Source organism: Clostridioides sp. ES-S-0001-03 (assembly GCF_020676075.1).
In the GTDB taxonomy this organism is placed as follows: Bacteria; Bacillota; Clostridia; order Peptostreptococcales; family Peptostreptococcaceae; genus Clostridioides.
Genome location: NZ_JACVWJ010000004.1, coordinates 460,504 through 480,922, shown reverse-complemented (window position 1 = coordinate 480,922; position 20,419 = coordinate 460,504). Strand labels below are relative to the sequence as shown.

At 28.2% G+C, this 20,419-nt stretch carries 15 protein-coding genes; 13 read left to right on the top strand and 2 right to left on the bottom strand.

Translation table 11 applies throughout. The features are described 5' to 3' along the window. Window positions 1–267: 267 nt before the first annotated feature. The gene (locus IC174_RS11115; protein ID WP_227482910.1) at window positions 268–1,146 is read right to left on the bottom strand and encodes an AraC family transcriptional regulator; all 879 of its coding nucleotides are present in this window, start codon (window positions 1,144–1,146) and stop codon (window positions 268–270) included. Between the two features lie 154 nt (window positions 1,147–1,300). Here IC174_RS11115 and IC174_RS11110 point away from each other — a divergent pair, with 154 nt between their 5' ends. Both IC174_RS11110 and IC174_RS11105 read left to right on the top strand, forming a co-directional pair. Further along, entirely contained in the window at window positions 1,301–2,755 is a 1,455-nt protein-coding gene (locus IC174_RS11110) for a UDP-N-acetylmuramoyl-L-alanyl-D-glutamate--2,6-diaminopimelate ligase (protein ID WP_227482909.1), read from the top strand. A 295-nt stretch (window positions 2,756–3,050) separates the two neighbouring features. Next, a complete protein-coding gene (locus IC174_RS11105; protein ID WP_227482908.1) occupies window positions 3,051–5,318 on the top strand; it encodes an EAL domain-containing protein in 2,268 nt (755 codons plus the stop codon). Between the two features lie 538 nt (window positions 5,319–5,856). Here the strand turns inward: IC174_RS11105 and ychF are convergent. Then, window positions 5,857–6,954, bottom strand: a complete 1,098-nt coding sequence (gene ychF, locus IC174_RS11100; RefSeq protein WP_227482907.1) for a redox-regulated ATPase YchF — start codon at window positions 6,952–6,954, stop codon at window positions 5,857–5,859. 315 nt (window positions 6,955–7,269) lie between these two features. On the opposite strand from ychF, the gene yfmF reads away from it, so the two are divergent. From yfmF to spoVE, 11 genes are all read left to right on the top strand, one after another. Further along, entirely contained in the window at window positions 7,270–8,535 is a 1,266-nt protein-coding gene (gene yfmF, locus IC174_RS11095) for an EF-P 5-aminopentanol modification-associated protein YfmF (RefSeq protein ID WP_227482906.1), read from the top strand. A gap of 14 nt (window positions 8,536–8,549) precedes the next feature. Further along, on the top strand, window positions 8,550–9,836 hold the full coding sequence (gene yfmH, locus IC174_RS11090) for an EF-P 5-aminopentanol modification-associated protein YfmH (RefSeq protein ID WP_227482905.1): 1,287 nt from the start codon (window positions 8,550–8,552) through the stop codon (window positions 9,834–9,836). A gap of 369 nt (window positions 9,837–10,205) precedes the next feature. After that, window positions 10,206–10,952: a prolipoprotein diacylglyceryl transferase gene (gene lgt, locus IC174_RS11085; RefSeq protein WP_227482904.1), complete on the top strand. Its 747-nt coding sequence runs from the start codon at window positions 10,206–10,208 to the stop codon at window positions 10,950–10,952. Window positions 10,953–10,981: 29 nt separating this feature from the next. After that, entirely contained in the window at window positions 10,982–11,917 is a 936-nt protein-coding gene (gene rsmH / locus IC174_RS11080) for a 16S rRNA (cytosine(1402)-N(4))-methyltransferase RsmH (protein ID WP_227432406.1), read from the top strand. Window positions 11,918–12,194: 277 nt separating this feature from the next. Beyond that, window positions 12,195–12,776 carry a TVP38/TMEM64 family protein gene (locus IC174_RS11075; RefSeq protein WP_413927187.1) on the top strand — a complete coding sequence of 194 codons (582 nt, stop codon included), beginning with the start codon at window positions 12,195–12,197 and terminating at the stop codon, window positions 12,774–12,776. A gap of 196 nt (window positions 12,777–12,972) precedes the next feature. Beyond that, window positions 12,973–13,320, top strand: coding sequence for a hypothetical protein (locus tag IC174_RS11070; protein WP_227432407.1), 348 nt, complete (start codon window positions 12,973–12,975; stop codon window positions 13,318–13,320). Window positions 13,321–13,331: 11 nt separating this feature from the next. Then, on the top strand, window positions 13,332–15,311 hold the full coding sequence (locus IC174_RS11065; RefSeq protein WP_227482903.1) for a stage V sporulation protein D: 1,980 nt from the start codon (window positions 13,332–13,334) through the stop codon (window positions 15,309–15,311). A gap of 167 nt (window positions 15,312–15,478) precedes the next feature. Then, window positions 15,479–16,852, top strand: a complete 1,374-nt coding sequence (locus tag IC174_RS11060) for a UDP-N-acetylmuramoyl-tripeptide--D-alanyl-D-alanine ligase (RefSeq protein ID WP_227432409.1) — start codon at window positions 15,479–15,481, stop codon at window positions 16,850–16,852. Window positions 16,853–16,892: 40 nt separating this feature from the next. Further along, window positions 16,893–17,861 carry a phospho-N-acetylmuramoyl-pentapeptide-transferase gene (gene mraY / locus IC174_RS11055; RefSeq protein ID WP_227432410.1) on the top strand — a complete coding sequence of 323 codons (969 nt, stop codon included), beginning with the start codon at window positions 16,893–16,895 and terminating at the stop codon, window positions 17,859–17,861. An 18-nt stretch (window positions 17,862–17,879) separates the two neighbouring features. Continuing rightward, a complete protein-coding gene (gene murD, locus IC174_RS11050) occupies window positions 17,880–19,235 on the top strand; it encodes a UDP-N-acetylmuramoyl-L-alanine--D-glutamate ligase (RefSeq protein WP_227482902.1) in 1,356 nt (451 codons plus the stop codon). A gap of 51 nt (window positions 19,236–19,286) precedes the next feature. Beyond that, window positions 19,287–20,417 carry a stage V sporulation protein E gene (gene spoVE / locus IC174_RS11045; protein ID WP_227432412.1) on the top strand — a complete coding sequence of 377 codons (1,131 nt, stop codon included), beginning with the start codon at window positions 19,287–19,289 and terminating at the stop codon, window positions 20,415–20,417. Window positions 20,418–20,419 lie beyond the last annotated feature (2 nt).

Genomic DNA, 20,419 nt, shown 5'->3' with positions numbered 1-20,419 from the left:
CCAGTATATATTTTTTACAATTTATTAGAATAAAATTCATATATTGGGAAATATTAATAGTAAATAAATAATTGTTGCTATAAAGTAGAAATTATCTTTAAAAGCACAAATTAATTTACAGTCTCTTATATAAGCATAATTTTAATTTATATATTTTAGTTTAATTAATAAAAATATATGATTTATATTTCAAGCAATTAGAGGTACTAGTATGTCTATTTTACTAATACCTCTAATTTTTCTTGAAATAAAATCTATAATAATTATTTATTCATCTAACAAATTACTATCTAAAGGGCTTTTATTGTTTAGATAGTTTTTAGGAGATACACCATAATACTTTTTAAATGCCCTTACAAAGCTAGAATAATCATTAAATCCACATTTACTACAAACTTCACTCATAAGATGTCCATTGGTTATTAATGATTTAGCTAAAATCAGTCTTTTTTGAATTATATAATTGTGTATGGATGTTCCAGTATGAGATTTAAATCTTCTCATGAGATAATATTTGCTTATAAAAAATTCAGATGCAATGCAGTCTATAGAAAGTTTATTCTCTATATTTAAGTTTATATAGTTTAATATTTTTTTTATAGTTTCATCGTAAAATACATCTTCTACAGATTCTATGTTCTCGTTTTTTAAGAAAATTCTATTTAAAAATATCATAAGCTGTATGAACAAGGTATTTCTCAGTATTTCATTTCCAAATTCATTACTAGATTCAGAAATATTTATTTGCTCAATAAAAAGTTTGAGTGATTCAATGTCATGTATCTTTAAACGCAATAGATTACATTTATTTTCTGTGGCTGTCTTAAAACATTTTTCTAAATCACTAGTATTATCACTGTTTTTTTTCATAAATTCTGGGCTAATCCATATTGCAATTCTTTCATAAAATACATTTGAATCTATAACTGGTTTGTGAATTTCATTACTACTAATAAAAAGTATGTCCCAAGGTTTTAGTTTATATGGAATTCCTTCAACAAAATAAGTTACATTTCCATCTATAAATATAATTATCTTATTAAAATCGTGATTATGGTATTCAAATTCTATGTCTTTTTTATCTCGGATACTAAATATTTTAAAATTATCATTTAAGTATCCAATTTTATTGTCTGTAATTTTCATAAAAGACCTCTCTTAGATTATATTATAGAGAATTATAGAGCATTTTTTACAATATTTCAAGCATTTTTAACCATTCACATAGTAAAAAATTCTTAATATAATATTACATGAAGTGTAATTTTAGCAAAAAGAGTTTAAAGGGAGGAAAGCATTTATGAAATTAAATGATATTATACAGGGGTTGGATATAATCAGTGTCAAAGGTGAATTAAATATAGATATTAATAGTGTACAATATGATTCAAGAAAGGTTACAGAAGGTACATTATTTGTATGTATAAAAGGATTTGTGTCAGATGGTCATAAATATGTAAAAGATGCTATAAACAAAGGAGCAAAAGCTTTTATTGTTGAAGAAGATGTAGACATAAAAGGGTATACGTTTATAAAAGTAAAAAATACAAGAGAAGATATGGCAAAGATAGCTGACAATTTTTATAATCATCCATCACAAAAATTTAATGTTATAGGAGTTACAGGTACTAACGGAAAAACTAGTATAACTACTATACTAAATGAAATATTAACTTTGAATAAAAATAAAGTTGGTCTTATTGGTACTATAAAAATATTTGATGGTGAAAAAGACATTATTTCTAATTCAACAACTCCAGAAAGTATAGATTTACAATATCATTTTAATAATATGTTAAATAATGGATGTGATTACTGTGCTATGGAAGTTTCATCACACTCATTAGCACTAAATAGAGTTGATGAAACAGACTTTAAACTAGGAATATTCACAAACTTAACACCAGACCATTTAGATTTTCACAAAGATTTAGAAGACTATAGAAAAGCTAAAGAAAAATTGTTTTTTAAGACTACTATGGCAAACATAATAAATATAGATGATGATGGTGGTAAAAAGATATACGAAAATATAAAAGATATAGATGTTCCTTGTTACACATATGGAGTTGAAACTAATGCTGATTTTATGGCTAGAGATATAAAATCAGATTCAGATGGTGTATCTTATAGATTAATAACTCCTTCTTATGAAGAAGTTATATTTATACCAGTTCCAGGAATGTTTACAGTATATAATACTTTAGCTGTTATAGCTGCTTGTTATGTACTTGATATACCTAAACCAGTATATAAAGAAGGTCTTAGACTTTCTAATGGAGTATCAGGAAGGTTTGAAACTGTACCAAACGATAAAGGTATAAGTGTAATTGTTGATTATGCTCATACTCCTGATGCACTTGAAAATGTATTAAAGACAACACAACAATTTGCAGAAGGAAAAATAATTTCTGTATTTGGATGTGGTGGAGATAGAGATACTGAAAAGAGACCTTTAATGGGTGCTATTGGACAAAAATATTCTGATATATGTATTGTAACTTCTGATAATCCAAGAACTGAAGAACCAGAAGCAATAATAAAGGATATACTTGAAGGAATAGATAAGGAAAAGAAAAATTATCATGTTGTTGCTGATAGAAAGCAAGCTATAGAAGAAGCTATAAGTATGGCAAAGAAAGATGATGTTGTAATTATAACAGGTAAAGGGCATGAAAATTACCAAATAATAGGTAAGGTTAAGCATCATTTTGATGATAAAGAGATTGCTAATGAATGTTTAAGTAAAATGTAAGGTGAAAATTTAATAAAATATATATTTTAAGAATATAATATCAAAATTATTTTGATATTATATTCTTTTTATGTAGTGTACATTAATGCAAATTATGTTAGTAACCTTTAATATAGATAATATAATTTATTAAAATTGTATTATCTATATTAATTAATTTTTTATTGTAATAAAGTTGATAATTTTGTATAATTACAGTAAATATGGAAAAATAAGTATTGTCGCAAAATTGTTAAAATAATTGATATAAAATAATAATTGTATACATATAGATTCCAGAAAGGCAGGAAGCGTGATGTTGGGTGATGCAAAAAATAATAGGCAGGGTTTGTCCATAATTGCTATCATAAGTATCTTAGTAGTTACAATTTCCTGTTTGATTTATGGTTCAAAGTTGAATAAGACACTAGGTGAGGAAACGAATCAATATCTTTCAGAAATAGCAAATCAAAGTGTCAATGTGTTAAAAAAACAAATTAATGGCGATATAAAATTGTTACAATCAATTTCAATATATATTGAAGGAGAAGAATCTTTTGAATTGGACAATATTATTTCAATACTTAAAAGAGAATCTGTAAATAGTTCATTTAAAAGAATGGGTGTTATTCTACCAGATGGTATGGCATATACTACAGATGGTTATGTAGAAGATTTTTCTAAGAGAGATTATTTTTCCAAGTCAATGCAAGGAGAAGTAGTCATAACAGGTAAGTTAAAAGATGTAATAAAAGATCATAAAGACATTAATGTGTACTCTGTACCAATTTATAAGGGGAACAAGATTATTGGTGTTATATTTGCTACACATAGTACAAAGTTATATGAAAAGATACTCTCTGTACCAACTTTTAATGGAAAAGGATATTCTTATATAGCTAATAGTAATGGTGATATTGTTTTAAATCCAAGTAGCAAAAACGCAAACTCTAATATGGAAAATTTATTTTCATATATAAATAAAAGTAATGCCTTATCAAAATCTACTCTTAATGATATGAAGTTAAATATAAAAAATTCTAAATCAGGTTCATTAAGTTATAATATGTCTGGAAAAGGATATTATTTAAGTTATGCTCCAATAGGAATTAATGATTGGTATCTTTTTTCTGAAGTTCCTAGAACTGCTGTATCTGAAAAATCATATGCTATTATAAAACTTACACTATCAGCATGTATAGTTTTAATTGTGATATTTACATCATTAATAATTTATATCTTGATTATGCAAAAAAAGAGTAAGGAAAGGTTAGAAGAATTTGCGTTTAAAGACAGTATTACAGGAATTGGAAATTCAAATAAATTTAATCTGGAAGGTGGTAAATTTTTATCCACTCATGAGAAAAAGAATCTAGTTTTAATTTATTTTGATATAGATAAATTTAAGTTAGTAAATGATAGATTTGGATATGAAGAGGGAGATAGAGTATTAAGAAAAATTGCAGAGATGATTGAAAATATGTTTAAAGAAGAGTCTGTATTTTCAAGAATTTCAAATGATAATTTTGCTATAATATTTGAAAAAAAGAAGGATAAAGAATCAGTTATAGAGATATGTGAAATTATGCGTAAAAAATTATCTATGATAAAAACTAGCTTAGATGTAGAACTTAATCTGATACCATCTATAGGAGTGTATTTTATTGAAGAGGGAGAAACAAATATATCTACTTGTCTTGATAAGGCTATGATTGCAAAGACTACAGTAAAAAGAAAATACTTAAAAGTGTATGAAATTTATGCTGAGAATTTAAAGGAAACTCTTATAGAAGAACGTGATATTGAGCAAGAGATGCACGATGCTTTAAAAAATGAACAATTTAAGGTGTATTTGCAACCTAAAATTGAATTATCAACAGGTAAAATAGTAGGTTCTGAAGCTCTTGTACGTTGGCAACATCCAAAAAAGGGATTAATAAGTCCAGGCGTGTTTATTCCTATTTTTGAAAAGAATGGTTTTATAACAGAATTAGATATGTTTGTATTTATTCAAGTTTGTAAAAATTTTAAACGTTGGGAAAATGAAGGCTTACCTAGATTTCCTATATCAGTAAATTTATCAAGAGTACATCTTGAAAATCCAGACTTTATAGAAAAGTTTGAAAACATTGCAAAAGAATATGATATTGAACCAAATTTAATTGAAATTGAACTAACAGAGAGTGCAATATTTGATAATACAAAAATGTTATTTAAAATAATGCAGAATTTAAAATCTGTAGGATTTAAAATATCTATGGATGATTTTGGCTCAGGGTATTCTTCTTTAAATATGCTTAAAGATATGCCAATTGATGTATTGAAATTAGATAGACAGTTTTTTATAACAGTAGAAGATACAAAAAAGAGTCAAATTGTGGTTTCAAGCATTGTTCAGATGGCAAAGCAACTTGATATAAAAGTTGTTTCAGAGGGAGTTGAAACCTTAGAGCAAGCAGAGTTTTTAAGATTTATAGGATGTGATATGGCTCAAGGATTTTTATTTGCAAAACCAATGCCAATAGAAGAATACGAAAAGTTGATATTAAATAGGAATGATATTGAAGGTATGAGTACAAATTAAAAAACTTAGTACAAAATGAAATAAAGATTTGTAAGAAGAGTGAACTTTGTATAGTCAAAGTTCACTTTATTTATGTAAAAATACTTTGGTATAAAAATATGAATTAGGTTTAGAGTATTACTTTACATTATATGGAGCATATAATATTTTCTAAAAGAGATATAATTTTTCTATGACTAGAAGTTTTTAATTTGAGTGTAGCAGTTTGTGAATATAAGAATATCAGCAATTATGTAAGTACTTGAGGGAGGAAAATTTTTGAGTAATATAACAATTAGGGAAATGGTAAATGATGAAAGAAAGCTTGTTTTGGTGGAAAGCGTATTTGGGATTACAGTAAAGTACTGTCATTGTTGACAATCATAATTTCTGTGGGAATACTATAAAAAAGAGAGCTTCTATTATGATTTTTAAAAATCATTTAGAAAAACTCTCTTTTTTATAAAATCTAAATAGCTATTATAATATAATAGAAGTTTCTATTATTCTAATTTTCTTATTGTAATACAATAGTTAAGATTGTAGATAAATAAGCATTTTAAACATTAAATCTAAATAATATTACATCTCCATCTTTAACTATGTATTCTTTACCTTCTAATTTAACTAATCCTTTTTCTTTTGCAGCTGCCATAGTACCATGTTCAACTAAATCATTAAAAGCAATTGTTTCAGCCCTGATAAATCCTCTTTCTATGTCAGAATGTATCTTTCCTCCTGCTTGAGGTGCTTTACTTCCAATCTTTATAGTCCATGCTCTGACTTCTTTTGGACCAGCTGTTAAGAATGAAATTAGACCAAGTAAGGCATAAGATGATTTTATAAGTTTATCAAGCCCTGATTGTTCAAGACCTAATGTTTCTAAAAATTCTTTCTTTTCTTCAGCAGAATCAAGTTCAGAAATTTCTGCTTCTATTTGTGCACATACAACAACAACTTCAGCATCTTCTGTTTCTGCAAATACTTTAACTTGTTGAACATACTTATTACTTTCTCCATCATCTGCCAAATCATCTTCTGATACATTTGCAGCGTATATTACAGGTTTAGATGTAAGTAAATCTAATGAATTTACAAAGCTTTGTTCATCTTCTGTAAATTGCATAGTTCTTACACACTTACTATTTTCTAAAGTAGACATGATTGAATTTAACAAATCAAGCTCAGAAACTAAAGTTTTATCAGCTTTAGCGGCTTTTTGAGTTTTATGAATTCTTCTTTCAAGAATCTCTATATCAGAGAAAATTAATTCTAAATTTATAGTTTCTATATCGCGAAGTGGTTCAACAGAACCATCTACATGTATAACATTTTCATCTTCAAAACATCTAACAACATGTACGATTGCATCAACTTCTCTTATATGTGATAAAAATTTATTTCCTAAGCCTTCTCCTTTAGAAGCACCTCTAACTAAACCAGCTATGTCACAAAATTCTATAGCAGTAGGAACTATTTTTTCAGAGTTGTACAATTCTTTTAGTTTATCTAATCTTTCATCTGGAACAGATACAACTCCAACGTTTGGGTCTATTGTACAAAAAGGGTAATTTGCAGATTCTGCGCCTGCTTGAGTTATTGCGTTAAATAGTGTGCTTTTACCTACATTTGGTAAACCAACTATACCTAATTTCATATTAATCGTCCTCTCTCTTATTCTTTTTATATTCTTTATATAACTTTAAACAATCAATCTATGGGATTGTAAAATTGTTTTAATTATAGACATACATATTGATTATACATCATATATATGAAGCTTGTAAACTAGACTTTAAAGCAGACTGCTCTAAATAACTTTATATTTAAATTTAAATAAAAATATTACTTTTAGAAAATAATAAAAAGGATATAATTAAATAGAAGGTTTTTATATATAAATATATACAATCAAAAAATGAATAAATTTCAATTTTAAAATTGATGTTTAAATAAAAAATAGGAGGTACATATGGTTAATACTAAGAAAATAATAAATTTAGGTAATAATATTAATTTGACTTTGATAAAAACAGAAAAGTTTAAATCAAATCTTATAAGTTTGTATGTTCAGAGATTGTTGGATAAAAAAGAAACTACAAAAAATGCTTTGATACCATCAATAATAGCAAGTGGAAGTGAAAAATATCCTAGTGCCAGAGCAATATCCAATAAACTAGATGATTTATATGGTTCGTCTATGGGAGCTGATGCTGTAAAACGTGGAGAGCGTCAAGTACTAAGTTTTAAAATAATTAATATAAGTGAAAAGTATTTAGATGAAAATATATTTGAAGAAGTAGTAGAATTTTTTAATGAAGTAATAAATAATACACTTGTTGTAGATGGTGGATTTAAAGAAGAATATTTAAATATTGAAAAAGAAAATTTAAGAGATAAGATACAATCAATAATAAATGATAAAAAAGAATATGCACAAGATAAATGTATAGAAGCTATGTGTGGAAATGAAAGATACAGTATAAGTGAGTTTGGTTACGAAGATGAAATAGATAACATAACTTCAAAAGAGCTATATGAGCATTATAGAAATATACTTAAAACATCTCCAATAGACATAGTTGTAGAAGGTAATTTTGATGAAGATAAGGTTGTAGATATAATAAGTAATAATTTAAAATTCGAAAGAGAAGATATTATAGATATACCAAAAGAAGATTTCATAAAACATGTAGATGAAGTAAAAGTAGTAGACGAAAAAATGGAAATAACTCAAGGTAAATTAGTTATGGGGTATAGAGCAAATGTAGATTATGTAGATAATGATAAATATTATGCCCTTGTGGTCGGAAGTAATGTATTAGGTGGTGGTCCACACTCTAAACTATTTGTGAATGTAAGAGAAAAGGAAAGCTTATGCTATTATATTTTCTCTTCAATAGAGAAGTATAAAAGTATTATGCTTATATCATCTGGAATAGAAACTAAAGATTATGATAAAGCTGTAAAATTAATAAAAGAACAATTAGAAAGTTTAAAAGCAGGAGATATATCTGATGAAGAGTTAGAAAATAGTAAGCTTGCTTTAGTTAACTCTATGAAATCTATAACAGATAATATAGGTGGAATGTCTGATTTTGCTTTTTCTCAGTCTATGGCAAAGACAAATTCTGAAGTAGAAGACATAATATCTAGCATAGAGAAAGTTACTAAAAAAGATATAGTTGAGGCTGTAAAAGATATAGAACTTGATACTGTATACTTTTTAAGAAATTAATGGAGGAGATGTCTATGGAAAAAATAGTTAATGATATATTAAGAGAAGAAGTTTATTATGAAAAATTACAAAATGGCTTAGATGTATATTTTATGCCAAAGAGAGGCTTTACAAAAAAATATGCTATTTTAGCTACTAATTATGGTTCAAATGACTTAGAATTTATTCCAATAGGAGAAGATAAAAAGATTAGAGTAAATGAAGGAATTGCACATTTTTTAGAACATAAGATGTTTGAACAACCTGATGGAGGAGATGCTTTTGAAAAATTTTCTAAATTAGGTGTAAGTGCAAATGCATTTACTAACTTTACAATGACAGCATACTTATTTTCAGCTACGGAAAATTTTTATGAAAGTTTAGAGCACTTAATTGATTATGTTCAAACACCTTATTTTACAGATGAAAATGTTGAAAAGGAAAAAGGTATAATAGCACAAGAGATAAAAATGTACAATGATGATCCAGACTGGAATGTGTATTTTAATTGTCTAAAGGCTATGTATGTAAATTATCCTGCTAGAATTGATATAGCTGGTACAGTAGATAGTATATATAAGATAACTAAGGAAGAACTATATAAGTGTTACAATACTTTCTATAATCCAGGAAATATGGCTTTATTCGTTGTAGGTGATTTGGATGTAGAAAAGGTAATAGATGTAACTAAAAAAGCAAACAATTATGATGTGGATAAACTTTCTAAGAATATAGAAAGATTTTATCCTGAAGAACCAGCAAATGTAAAGGAAAAAGAAGTTATAGAAAAGTTTCCTATATCTATACCTATGTTTAACATAGGTTTTAAAGATAATAATGTAGGTGTAAAAGGAAAAGAACTTTTACGTAAAGAAATTGTAACTGATATACTTATAGGTATGTTATTTAAAAAGGGCAGTAAACTTTATGAAGATTTGTATATGCAAGGTCTAATAAATGAAAATTTTGGAGCTGGATTTTCATCTCAAGTAGACTATGCTTTTAGCGTAATTGCTGGAGATTCTAAGGAACCTAAAAAAGTAAAAGAGATAATTCTTGAATATATAGAAAGAGCTAAAAAAGAAGGATTATCTAAAGAGGAGTTTGAAAGAACTAAAAAGAAAAAAATTGGTTCATTTATTAAATGTTTTGATTCTATAAACTTTATAGGAAATAGTTTTATATCTTATATCTTTAAAGATATAAATATATTGGATTATTTAGATATTATTAAGGATGTTGCTTTTGAGGAAGTTGAAGAGAGATTAAAAGAACACTTTAAAGAAGAGTATTGTGTTATTTCTATTGTAGAACCTAAGTAGAACGTTTGAATATTACAAATAAGTAGCTAAAGGCCAAATAGTTAATTTTGATACTTGTTTTATTTAGGTAGCAAGTGATTTTGTTGAATATACTTATACAAATTAAGTTAGCAAAAATTAAATATTATTAATAAAAATTTGTAGAGAGATTGGTGTATAATATACACCAATTTCTTTGCTTGTAAATAATTTATGCATAATTTTGTTGAGACAGCATGTATAATATATTTTAAGTATTTGTAGAATCAACATCAATATGTTTTGTAGAATTAACATTAATATGTTATCATAATTTAGTATAATTACAATTAATTGTAAACATGGTGTATTGCTTTGGAAATATTTTAATTAAGATAAAGAGGTGGAGTTATGGATAGAGTCGCATTTACACTGTTTGGGATAGACATAATGTGGTATGGAATACTTATGGCTAGTGGCATGATTTTGGGAACTTTAATAGCAATAAAAGAGTCGAAAAGAGTTGGGCTTAAAGAAGATGATGTATTAAATATAGCTATCATAGCAATTCCTGTTGGATTAATATGTGCAAGAATATATTATGTTATATTTAATTGGAGTTATTATGCTCAAAATCTATTTCAAATACTTAATTTCAGAGGTGGTGGACTTGCTATACATGGAGGGTTAATAGGTGGAATCTTAGCTGGCTATATATACACTAAGGTTAAAAATATTAATTTCTTAAAAATGGCTGATACTGTCATACTTGGAATGCCTTTAGCACAAGCTATAGGAAGATGGGGGAACTTTATTAACGGAGAAGCTCATGGAGGTACAACTAATTTACCATGGGGAATAATGGTTGATGGAGTAAAGGTTCATCCAACTTTTCTATATGAGTCTATATGGGATTTTGGAATATTTATAGTTTTATTATTGTTTAGAAAAAATAAAAAATACGAAGGACAAGTTATAGTGACTTATATAACCCTTTATTCAATAGGAAGATTTTTTATAGAAGGACTAAGAACAGATAGTTTAATGTTAGGACCACTTAGAATGGCTCAAGTGATAAGTTTAGTTGGTGTTATTGGTGGTATAATAGCACATATTTATTTATCAAAGAGAAATAAAAGCAACAGTATTGAAGAATAATTTAAATAGTAAGTTTGAAGGAGGTAGTTATGGAATTTCATCATGTATCAGTTCTTTTAAATGAATGTATAGAAAATTTAAAGATAAAACCAGATGGAGTATATGTTGACTGTACTATGGGTGGTGCAGGACATTCCAAAGAAATAGTAAAAAAATTATCAGATAAAGGATTATTTATAGGGTTTGACCAAGATAAAAATGCTATAAATACAGCAAGAGAAAGATTAAGTGAATATGAAAGCAGAGTAAAATTTGTTCATAGCAATTTTGAAAATATAAAAGAAGAATTGGAAAAAATCGGAGTTTATAAGATAGATGGTGTATTAGCAGATTTAGGAGTTTCATCTCATCAACTTGATGAAGCTGAGAGAGGATTTTCTTATATGCAAGATGCACCACTTGATATGAGGATGGATGTTAGGTGTGAATTTTCAGCATATGATGTTGTAAACACTTATGCAGAAGATGAGCTAGCTAAGATAATTAAAGATTATGGTGAAGATAACTGGGCTAAACGTATAGCTAAATTTATAGTTGAGGAAAGAGTGAACAAACCAATAGAAACTACAGGTGAATTGGTTGATATAATTAAAAAAGCTATTCCTAAAAAAGCTAGAATAGATGGGCCTCATCCAGCTAAAAGGACTTTTCAAGCTATACGAATAGAAGTAAATAATGAACTTGGAGTAATTACAAAAATGATAAATGATGCCTCTTCTATAATGAATGAAGATGGTAGAATTTGTATAATAACATTTCATTCGTTAGAAGATAGAATAGTAAAGAATGCATTTAAATATCTCGCATCAGATTGTATATGCCCACAGCATTTACCAATATGTCAATGTGATAAAGAATCTGAAGTAAAAATAATAACTAGAAAACCAATATTACCTAGTGCTGAAGAAATAGAAGTAAATCCACGTTCAAGAAGTGCTAAATTGAGAGTAGCGGAAAAAATATAATTTATATAGTTTGAGAGTAAGGACTAGCGATGTAATAAAATAATAAACTTCTTAATTATAGTTAAAACCTATTATAGTTTTTATTAGAATAGAAAACAACTATGATATAATCGACAATATAGAAAAATATTTTCTGTTATAATATAACTAAAGTAGATATTAGGAGTGGAGAAAAATAGAGAATAAGCATAAAAAATTATTAATAAAAATTTGTATTATATTGGGGGTATTTGGTATTTACTTTTTTATACCTCCTGTTAAAAAAATGGTAAATCAGATGATATTTTATCTGAGTATGTTAAATCTAGATGCAATTAAGGAGTACATATTATCATTTGGAGTTTGGGCACCGATAATATCATTTGCACTTATGATATTACAATCAATAGCTGCACCTCTTCCTGCATTTTTAATTACTTTTGCAAATGCAGCCTTATTTGGATGGGTAAATGGTGCTATACTGTCATGGATTAGTGCAATGGCAGGTGCTGCAATTTGTTTTATAATTGGAAGATTTTTAGGTAGAGATGTAGTTGTAAAACTTACAAGCAAATTTGCACTAGAAAGTATAGATGGTTTTTTTGATAAGTATGGAAAACATACGATTTTAATTGCAAGATTGCTTCCTTTTATATCTTTTGACCTTGTGAGCTATGCAGCAGGTCTAACATCCATGAGTTTTATATCTTTCTTTATAGCTACTGGAGTAGGACAATTACCAGCAACCATTGTATATTCTTATGTTGGTGGTATGTTGACTGGTGGAGCTAAAGTCATGATGACAGGACTTTTAATATTATTTGCTTTAAGTGTATTGATTTATATGTTAAAGAAAATATATAGTGATAAAAATAAATAAAAATTAGTGTAAAATCTATAGGTTTGAATTCAAGAATTAGTGAATCTATAGATTTTTTGTTGTGTATAGAAAAAATTACAAATAGATTGTGTAACAGTGTATTAATTTAGCGATGAAATTTTAAAGGAAGAGATATGATTAATAACAAATATAGTATAGAGGAAAATCTAAAAATCTATATTATCGGGGTGATAATTTGAAAAAAAATTATAAAATACATAATCTAAATGAATATAAAAATAAAAAAAAGAATAATTATAAAAAGAGAATTAATAAAAAAATAGGGGCTAAATGTATTTTATTGATTACAACTTTCGTAGTAATAATATTGAATCTATGTGGTTATTCAAAAATTTCAGAAATGAAATATGATATTCATTATTTACAAAAAGATTTAAGAAAAAAAGAGATAGTACTAGAGGAACTAAAGGCAAAAGAAACTGAAAAAACATCAATAAAAGAAATTGAGTTAAAAGCAAAGGAATTGCTCAATATGGACTATCCAAAAGATGGACAAATAAAGTATATAAATGTGGATAACTAGGGGGAATAGGTTTGAGAAAAGTAAAAAGGATAAGCAAAAAAAGACTGGTACTTGTTCTTGTTTTAGCATGTGCACTGTTTTTTTGCCTTGTTATTAGGACTGGATACCTACAACTTATGAAAGGTAATTGGTTGAGTACAAAAGCATTAGAACAACAAACAAGAGATATACCTATAGAGCCTAAAAGAGGAACTATATATGATAGAAACATGAAAGAATTGGCAGTAAGTGTAACTAAATATACAGTTTGGTGCAAACCTGTAGAAGTTGAAGATAAAAAAGAAGCGGCTGAAAAAGTGGCTGAAATTTTGGACGAAGATTATAAAGATATTTATGCTTTAATAAGCAAAAAAAATATGGCTCTTGTAAAGGTCAAAAGATGGATAGATGATGATAAGGCAAGTAAAATAAGAGATGCTAAATTAGGTGGAATATGGGTAGCAGAAGACAATCAAAGATATTATCCTTATGGAAATTTTGCACCATATGTAATAGGTCATACTTCTTCAGATGCAACAGGGATATCTGGTATAGAGATGCAATATGATAAAAAATTAAAAGGAAAAGCTGGAAAATTAATAGTAAGTACCGATGCTTCAGGTAGAGAAATTCCACAAGGTATGGAAAAATATTATGAACCTGTTCAGGGGAATGGTCTTGTATTGTCTATAGATGAAGTAATCCAACATTATACTGAAAAAGCAGTACAAAAGGCTTATGAAATAAATAATGCAAAGAAAGTCACTGCAATAGCAATGAATCCTAAAACTGGCGATATACTTGCTCTAGCATCAAAACCAGATTATGACCCTAACGACTCAAGAACGCCAATATATCCATATTATCAAGAAGAACTTGAAAAATATAGCGATAAAGACAAAATAAAGGGTTATTATCAAATGTGGAGAAATCCAGCAGTAAGTGATACATATGAACCAGGTTCTACATTTAAACTTATTACATCTTCCAGTGCTCTTGAAGAAGGAGTAATAAAAGATGGTGAGAAATTCACATGTACAGGTAGTGTAACTGTAGGAGGAAGAAAGATTAAATGTTGGAGACACTATAGACCTCATGGAGCACAAGAGTTTAAACAAGCAGTACAAAATTCTTGTAACCCTGTGTTTGTTGAATTAGGAAGTAGATTAGGTGTTGGTAAAATGTATGATTATATAGAATCTTTTGGTCTTATGAATAAGACAGGTATAGATTTACCAGGAGAAGCTAAAGGAATATTGTATAATGAAAAAAATGTAGGTCCAGTTGAGTTAGCTACAATATCATTTGGTCAATCAATATCAGTAACTCCAATACAACTTATAACAGCTATATCATCAATAGCAAATGGTGGAGATTTAATGCAACCAAGAGTAGTAAAATCTTATACTGATAACAAAGGTAATATAACTGAGACAGTAAAACCAAAAAAAGTAAGAAATGTTATATCTAAAGAAACATCTAAAAAAATGTTAGAGATTGCAGAGTCAGTTGTAACTGATGGTGGAGGGAAAATTGCATATATACCAGGATATAGACTAGGTGGGAAAACAGGTACAGCTCAAAAGGTTATAGATGGTAAATATGCTCAAGGAAAATATATATGTTCATTCGTGGGAATAGCACCTTGTGATGACCCACAAATTGTAGTTCTTGCTATTGTTGATGAGCCAACAGGAGTAAGTGCATTTGGTAGTACTACAGCAGGACCTATAGTAAAAGAAATAATGAATGATTCTCTAAAATATTTAGGGGTCAAACCAGTATATAAAGAAGAAGAAAAAGCTGAATATGAAAAGAAACAAGTCAAAGTACCAGATGTAAGAAATTTAAAAATTGGGGATGCAGTGAAAGCATTAGAAGATGCGAAGTTAAAACCAAATTTAGATACAGATATAGAAATTCCAAAGGATACAAAAGTAAAGGATGTTTTTCCAAAACCTGGAATAAAAGTTAATGAAGATTCAAGTATAACACTATATTTTGAAAACTAAAAAGTAACAGATAATTAACATATATCCATAAACATCTTCAAAAAAACAGAAATATAGTATATAATTATAAAGTTAAGAGTTATCGTAGGCAATGTATATGTAACGGTATACATTGCCTTTTGTTGCTAAGATAATATAGCTAATGTTTTATAAGGAGGAGTTTGAGAATGGAGTGCTTAACAATAAAGGAGTTAGTACTTGCAACTAATGGAAAGTTAATATATGGAGATTATAATGACTGTGTAAGTGATATAGTTATAGATAGCAGGGAAGCAAATGCACAAAATGCATTTGTAGCCATAGTTGGAGAAAATTTAGATGGGCATACCTTTATAAAGTCTGCATATGATAGTGGATGCAAAACTTTTATAAAAAATGAAAGTAATGGAATAAAATTAGAAAGTTCGGATATAAATTTAATAGAGGTAAAAGATACAACTTTGGCTCTAGGAAATATTTCCAGATATTATAAAGAAAAATTTGACATTCCATTTATAGGTGTTACAGGTAGTGTAGGAAAAACAACTACTAGAGATATGATATATGCAGCTATTTCTGCAAAATTAAACATCTTGAAAAATGAAAAGAACCTAAATAATCATTTTGGGGTTCCTTTGACTTTGTTTAATTTAAATAAAGAACATGAGTGTGCTGTAATAGAAATGGGAATGTCTGGATTTAATGAAATAAAGTATTTGGTGGACATAGTAAATCCTAAAATTGCAGTTATATCAAATATAGGATTGTCACACATAGAAAACCTAGGTTCACAGGAAGGGATTTTAAAGGCAAAGCTGGAGATTGCTTCAAATTTTGATGATACAAATACTTTGATTGTAAATGGCGATGATAAATTTTTATCTACATTAAAAGAAAAAGAGCATGTATATAAGTTAAAAACATTTGGATTTAAGAAAGATAATGACATTTATTGTGAAGATTATACTATGGAAGAAGATAGTTTGACATTTACGTGTGTCATAAATGGAAAAAAAGAGGAAATATTTATACCAACAATAGGAGAGCATAATATATATAATGCTATGTCGGCGATATTAGTTGGCATGAGTTTAAATATTTCTTTGGATTGTATAAAAACAGGTTTAAAAAACTTCAAAGGGACAAAAATGAGATTAGATATAATAAAAAATGAAAGATTAACAATAATTAATGACTCATATAATGCCAGTCCAGATTCTATGGAAGCAGCCTTGAAAATACTTGGTAGATATAAAGGTAGAAAAGTAGCAATACTTGGAGATATGCTTGAGATGGGTGAAATTTCAGAGTATGGTCATAGATTAGTTGGAAAATCATCTATGAATAATACTGATATCATAATAACTATAGGTGAAAACTCAGTGTTTATTGGAGACGAAGCAAAACGATTAGGATTCGATTCATCCAATATATATCACTTTAAAAATAGAGACGATGTATTTAATCGATTAGATGAATTAATAAAAACAGGAGACACTATTTTAGTGAAAGGCTCAAGAGGCATGAAATTAGAAAAAATAGTTGAATATCTAAATAAATAAGCTTAAACTAATGAGTTGATTGACAAGGGAGAGGAGTTTTATGATGTTAGGAATAACAGAGCTTACGTACACCGCATTGATTGCGTTTTTGATAGTAATTATAATAGGACCAATATTTATACCAATGCTTAGGAAATTTAAATTTGGTCAGACAGTTAGAGATGATGGACCTCAAACACATCTAGCTAAGAATGGAACACCTACTATGGGTGGAATTATAATGATTGTTGCAATTCTAATAACTGGACTTACAAGAGTAAAAGTTAGTCATGACATGGCAGTAGGTCTTATATGTATTGCTGGTTTTGGTTTTATTGGTTTTTTAGATGACTTTATAAAAATAAAGCTAAAAAGGTCACTTGGACTAAAAGCATATCAAAAAATAATCCTTCAAGTTGCATTATCTTTTTATGTTGCTTTTTATCAGTATACATCGTCATCAAGTGCTTCGCAACTTATGATACCATTTACAGATTTTGTAATAAATGTTGGAATACTATATATACCAATAATGATGTTTATAATAGTAGCAATAGTAAATGCTGTAAATTTAACTGATGGTCTAGATGGTCTAGCATCAGGAGTGACTTTAGTTGTTTCTGTATTTTTTATGTTGTTTGCAAGTTCAGTTGCAGGCAATACAGAAGTTGCAGTTTTAGCAGCAGCAACTGTTGGAGCATGTCTAGGCTTTTTAGGATTTAATTCATATCCAGCTAGAGTGTTTATGGGAGATACAGGTTCAATGGCATTAGGTGGTGCGGTTGTAGCATTTTCAGTTTTAACTAATTCAGTGCTTATAATACCTATAATTGGAGGCATTTATTTTGCAGAAGCTCTATCAGTTTTAATTCAAGTTGGATATTTTAAAGTAACTAGAAAGAGATTCTTTAAGATGGCTCCAATACACCATCATTTTGAACAATGTGGTTGGCCAGAAACAAGAGTTGTATTTGTTTTTTGGATTATTACAGTTGTTTTAGCTTGGATAAGTATAATAGCAGTATTTTAGGCCTAGGGGGAATAAAAAATGGACTTAAGTGGAAAAAAAGTTTTATTAGTAGGGCTTGCAAAAACTGGTATATCTACAATTAAACATTTAGATAAATTAGGAGCAAGTATAATTGTAAATGATATTAAAGATGAAAATAAATTAAAAAACATACTTGATGAATTAAAATCTATAAATGACATAGAATACATATTAGGATGCCATCCAGAGGCTGTAGACGATGTAGATATGGTTGTAGTATCTCCAGGAGTACCATTAGACTTGCCATTTATTTTGAAGCTAAAAAATTCAGGCAAGTATATAATTGGTGAGGTAGAATTAGCTTTTAAATTGTCAAATAATCCAACTTTTATAGGGATTACAGGTACAAATGGTAAGACAACTACAACTAGCTTAGTAGGAGAAATTTTTTCAAGTGCCAAAAAAGATACATATGTAGTTGGTAATATAGGGAATCCTGTAATAGATACTATAGAAACTTCAAATGAAGAATCTATACTTGTAACTGAACTGAGTAGTTTCCAACTTGAAAGTGTGGATGAATTTAGACCTAAAGTAAGTGCAATATTAAATATTACAGAAGATCATTTAAATAGACATCATACTATGGAAAAGTACATAGAAGCTAAATCAAAAATATTTATGAATCAAAATGATGAAGATTTTTGTATATTAAATTATGATGATGAAATAGTGAGAGACCTAGCTGATAAATGTAATGCCAAAGTAATTTACTTTTCAAGAACTCATAGAGTAAATGGAGGAGTATATTTAGAAAATAATGACATAATAATAGATATAGAGGATAAGATTAAGTTTCTAAATAAAGATGATGTAAGTTTGCCTGGAGGCCATAATTTAGAAAATTGTATGGCAGCAATAGCAATAGCATATGTTTGTAAAGTAGATTTAGAAGTAATAAAAGATGTATTGATGACATTTAAAGGAGTTGAACACAGACAAGAGTTTGTAAGAAACTTAGATAATGTAATATATGTAAATGACTCAAAGGGAACTAATCCAGATTCTACTATAAAAGCTGTACAGTCTTATAATAGACCAATAGTGCTTATAGCAGGAGGAATGGATAAGGGAAGCAACTTTGATGAACTTCTTGAAATTGCAAAATCATATGTTAAATCATTAATCTTATTAGGAGAAACTGCACCAAAGATAGAAAATTGTGCTAAAAATAAAGGATTTAATGACATACATATAGTAAAAGATATGGAGGAAGCAGTTAAGACTTCTCATGAGATTTCAAAAAATGGAGATATAGTGCTTCTTTCACCAGCTTGTGCAAGTTGGGATATGTATGAAAGTTTTGAAGTAAGAGGAAAAGACTTCAAAGATAATGTAAACAATTTAAAATAATCTCTTACCTCTAAACTTACTTAGATGGAAGAATGGAGGTAGATTAGTTGGATGCCTAAAGAAAATTTGAAAAAACAAATTGACATAAGGATGAAGACTGAATTTGATGGAGTAGTATTTTATACTACTATGCTTTTAGTATTTGTAGGAATAGTTATGGTGTTTAGTGCAAGTTTTATACAATCTTCATTTAAACACAATGATGCATACTATTTTCTAAAGAAAAATGTAATATATGCTATACTAGGATTTATAGTTATGATTATTACATCTAGAATAGACTATAATTTTTGGAAGAAAAATGCTACAGCAATTGGAGCTATAGCAGTAGTATTATTATTGTTGGTTTTAACTCCTTTGGGAATAGAAGCAAACGGAGCAAAAAGATGGTTAGGGATAGGTGCTTTAACATTTCAGCCTGCAGAAATTGCAAAGTTTGCTACAATAATATTAACTGCAAAATTGATTGAGAAAAATTATGATAAAATAAAATCTTTGACAAAAGGTGTTGTACCACTTCTCGTAGTTCCAGGAATATTTTTTGCGTTGATAATACTTCAACCAAATTTGTCAACAGCAGGTACTGTAATTCTAGTTACATTTGTAATGATATTTGTTGCTGGAATGGATATGAAAATTGTATTTGCTATGATAGGAAGTGGGGCTGCTTTATTTGCTGCATTAGTAATTGCTGAACCGTATAGACTTAGTCGTGTTACATCTTTTTTAGACCCATTTCAAGACCCACTTGGTAAGGGGTATCAGGTAATACAAGGTTTATATGCATTAGGTTCAGGAGGACTGTTTGGTTTAGGCTTAGGAAAGAGTAAGCAAAAGTATTTTTATATACCAGAGCCACAAAATGACTTTATATTTGCTATAATAGGAGAAGAGTTAGGATTAATTGGTTGTATAATAGTTATAATGCTATTTGTAGCCTTAGTCTACAGATGTGTAAGAATAGCTTTGAAGACTTCTAATGTATTTGCTTGTATGGTTGTCATAGGTATAGGGGCACAAATTGGAATACAAGCAGCTTTAAATATAGCAGTTGCAACATCATCAATGCCAGCTACAGGTGTAGCACTACCATTTATAAGTTATGGAGGTACCTCACTCACCATCTTTATGGGGGCTGTAGGTATAGTGTTGAACATCTCAAAGCATGTCAAAATTAATTAACA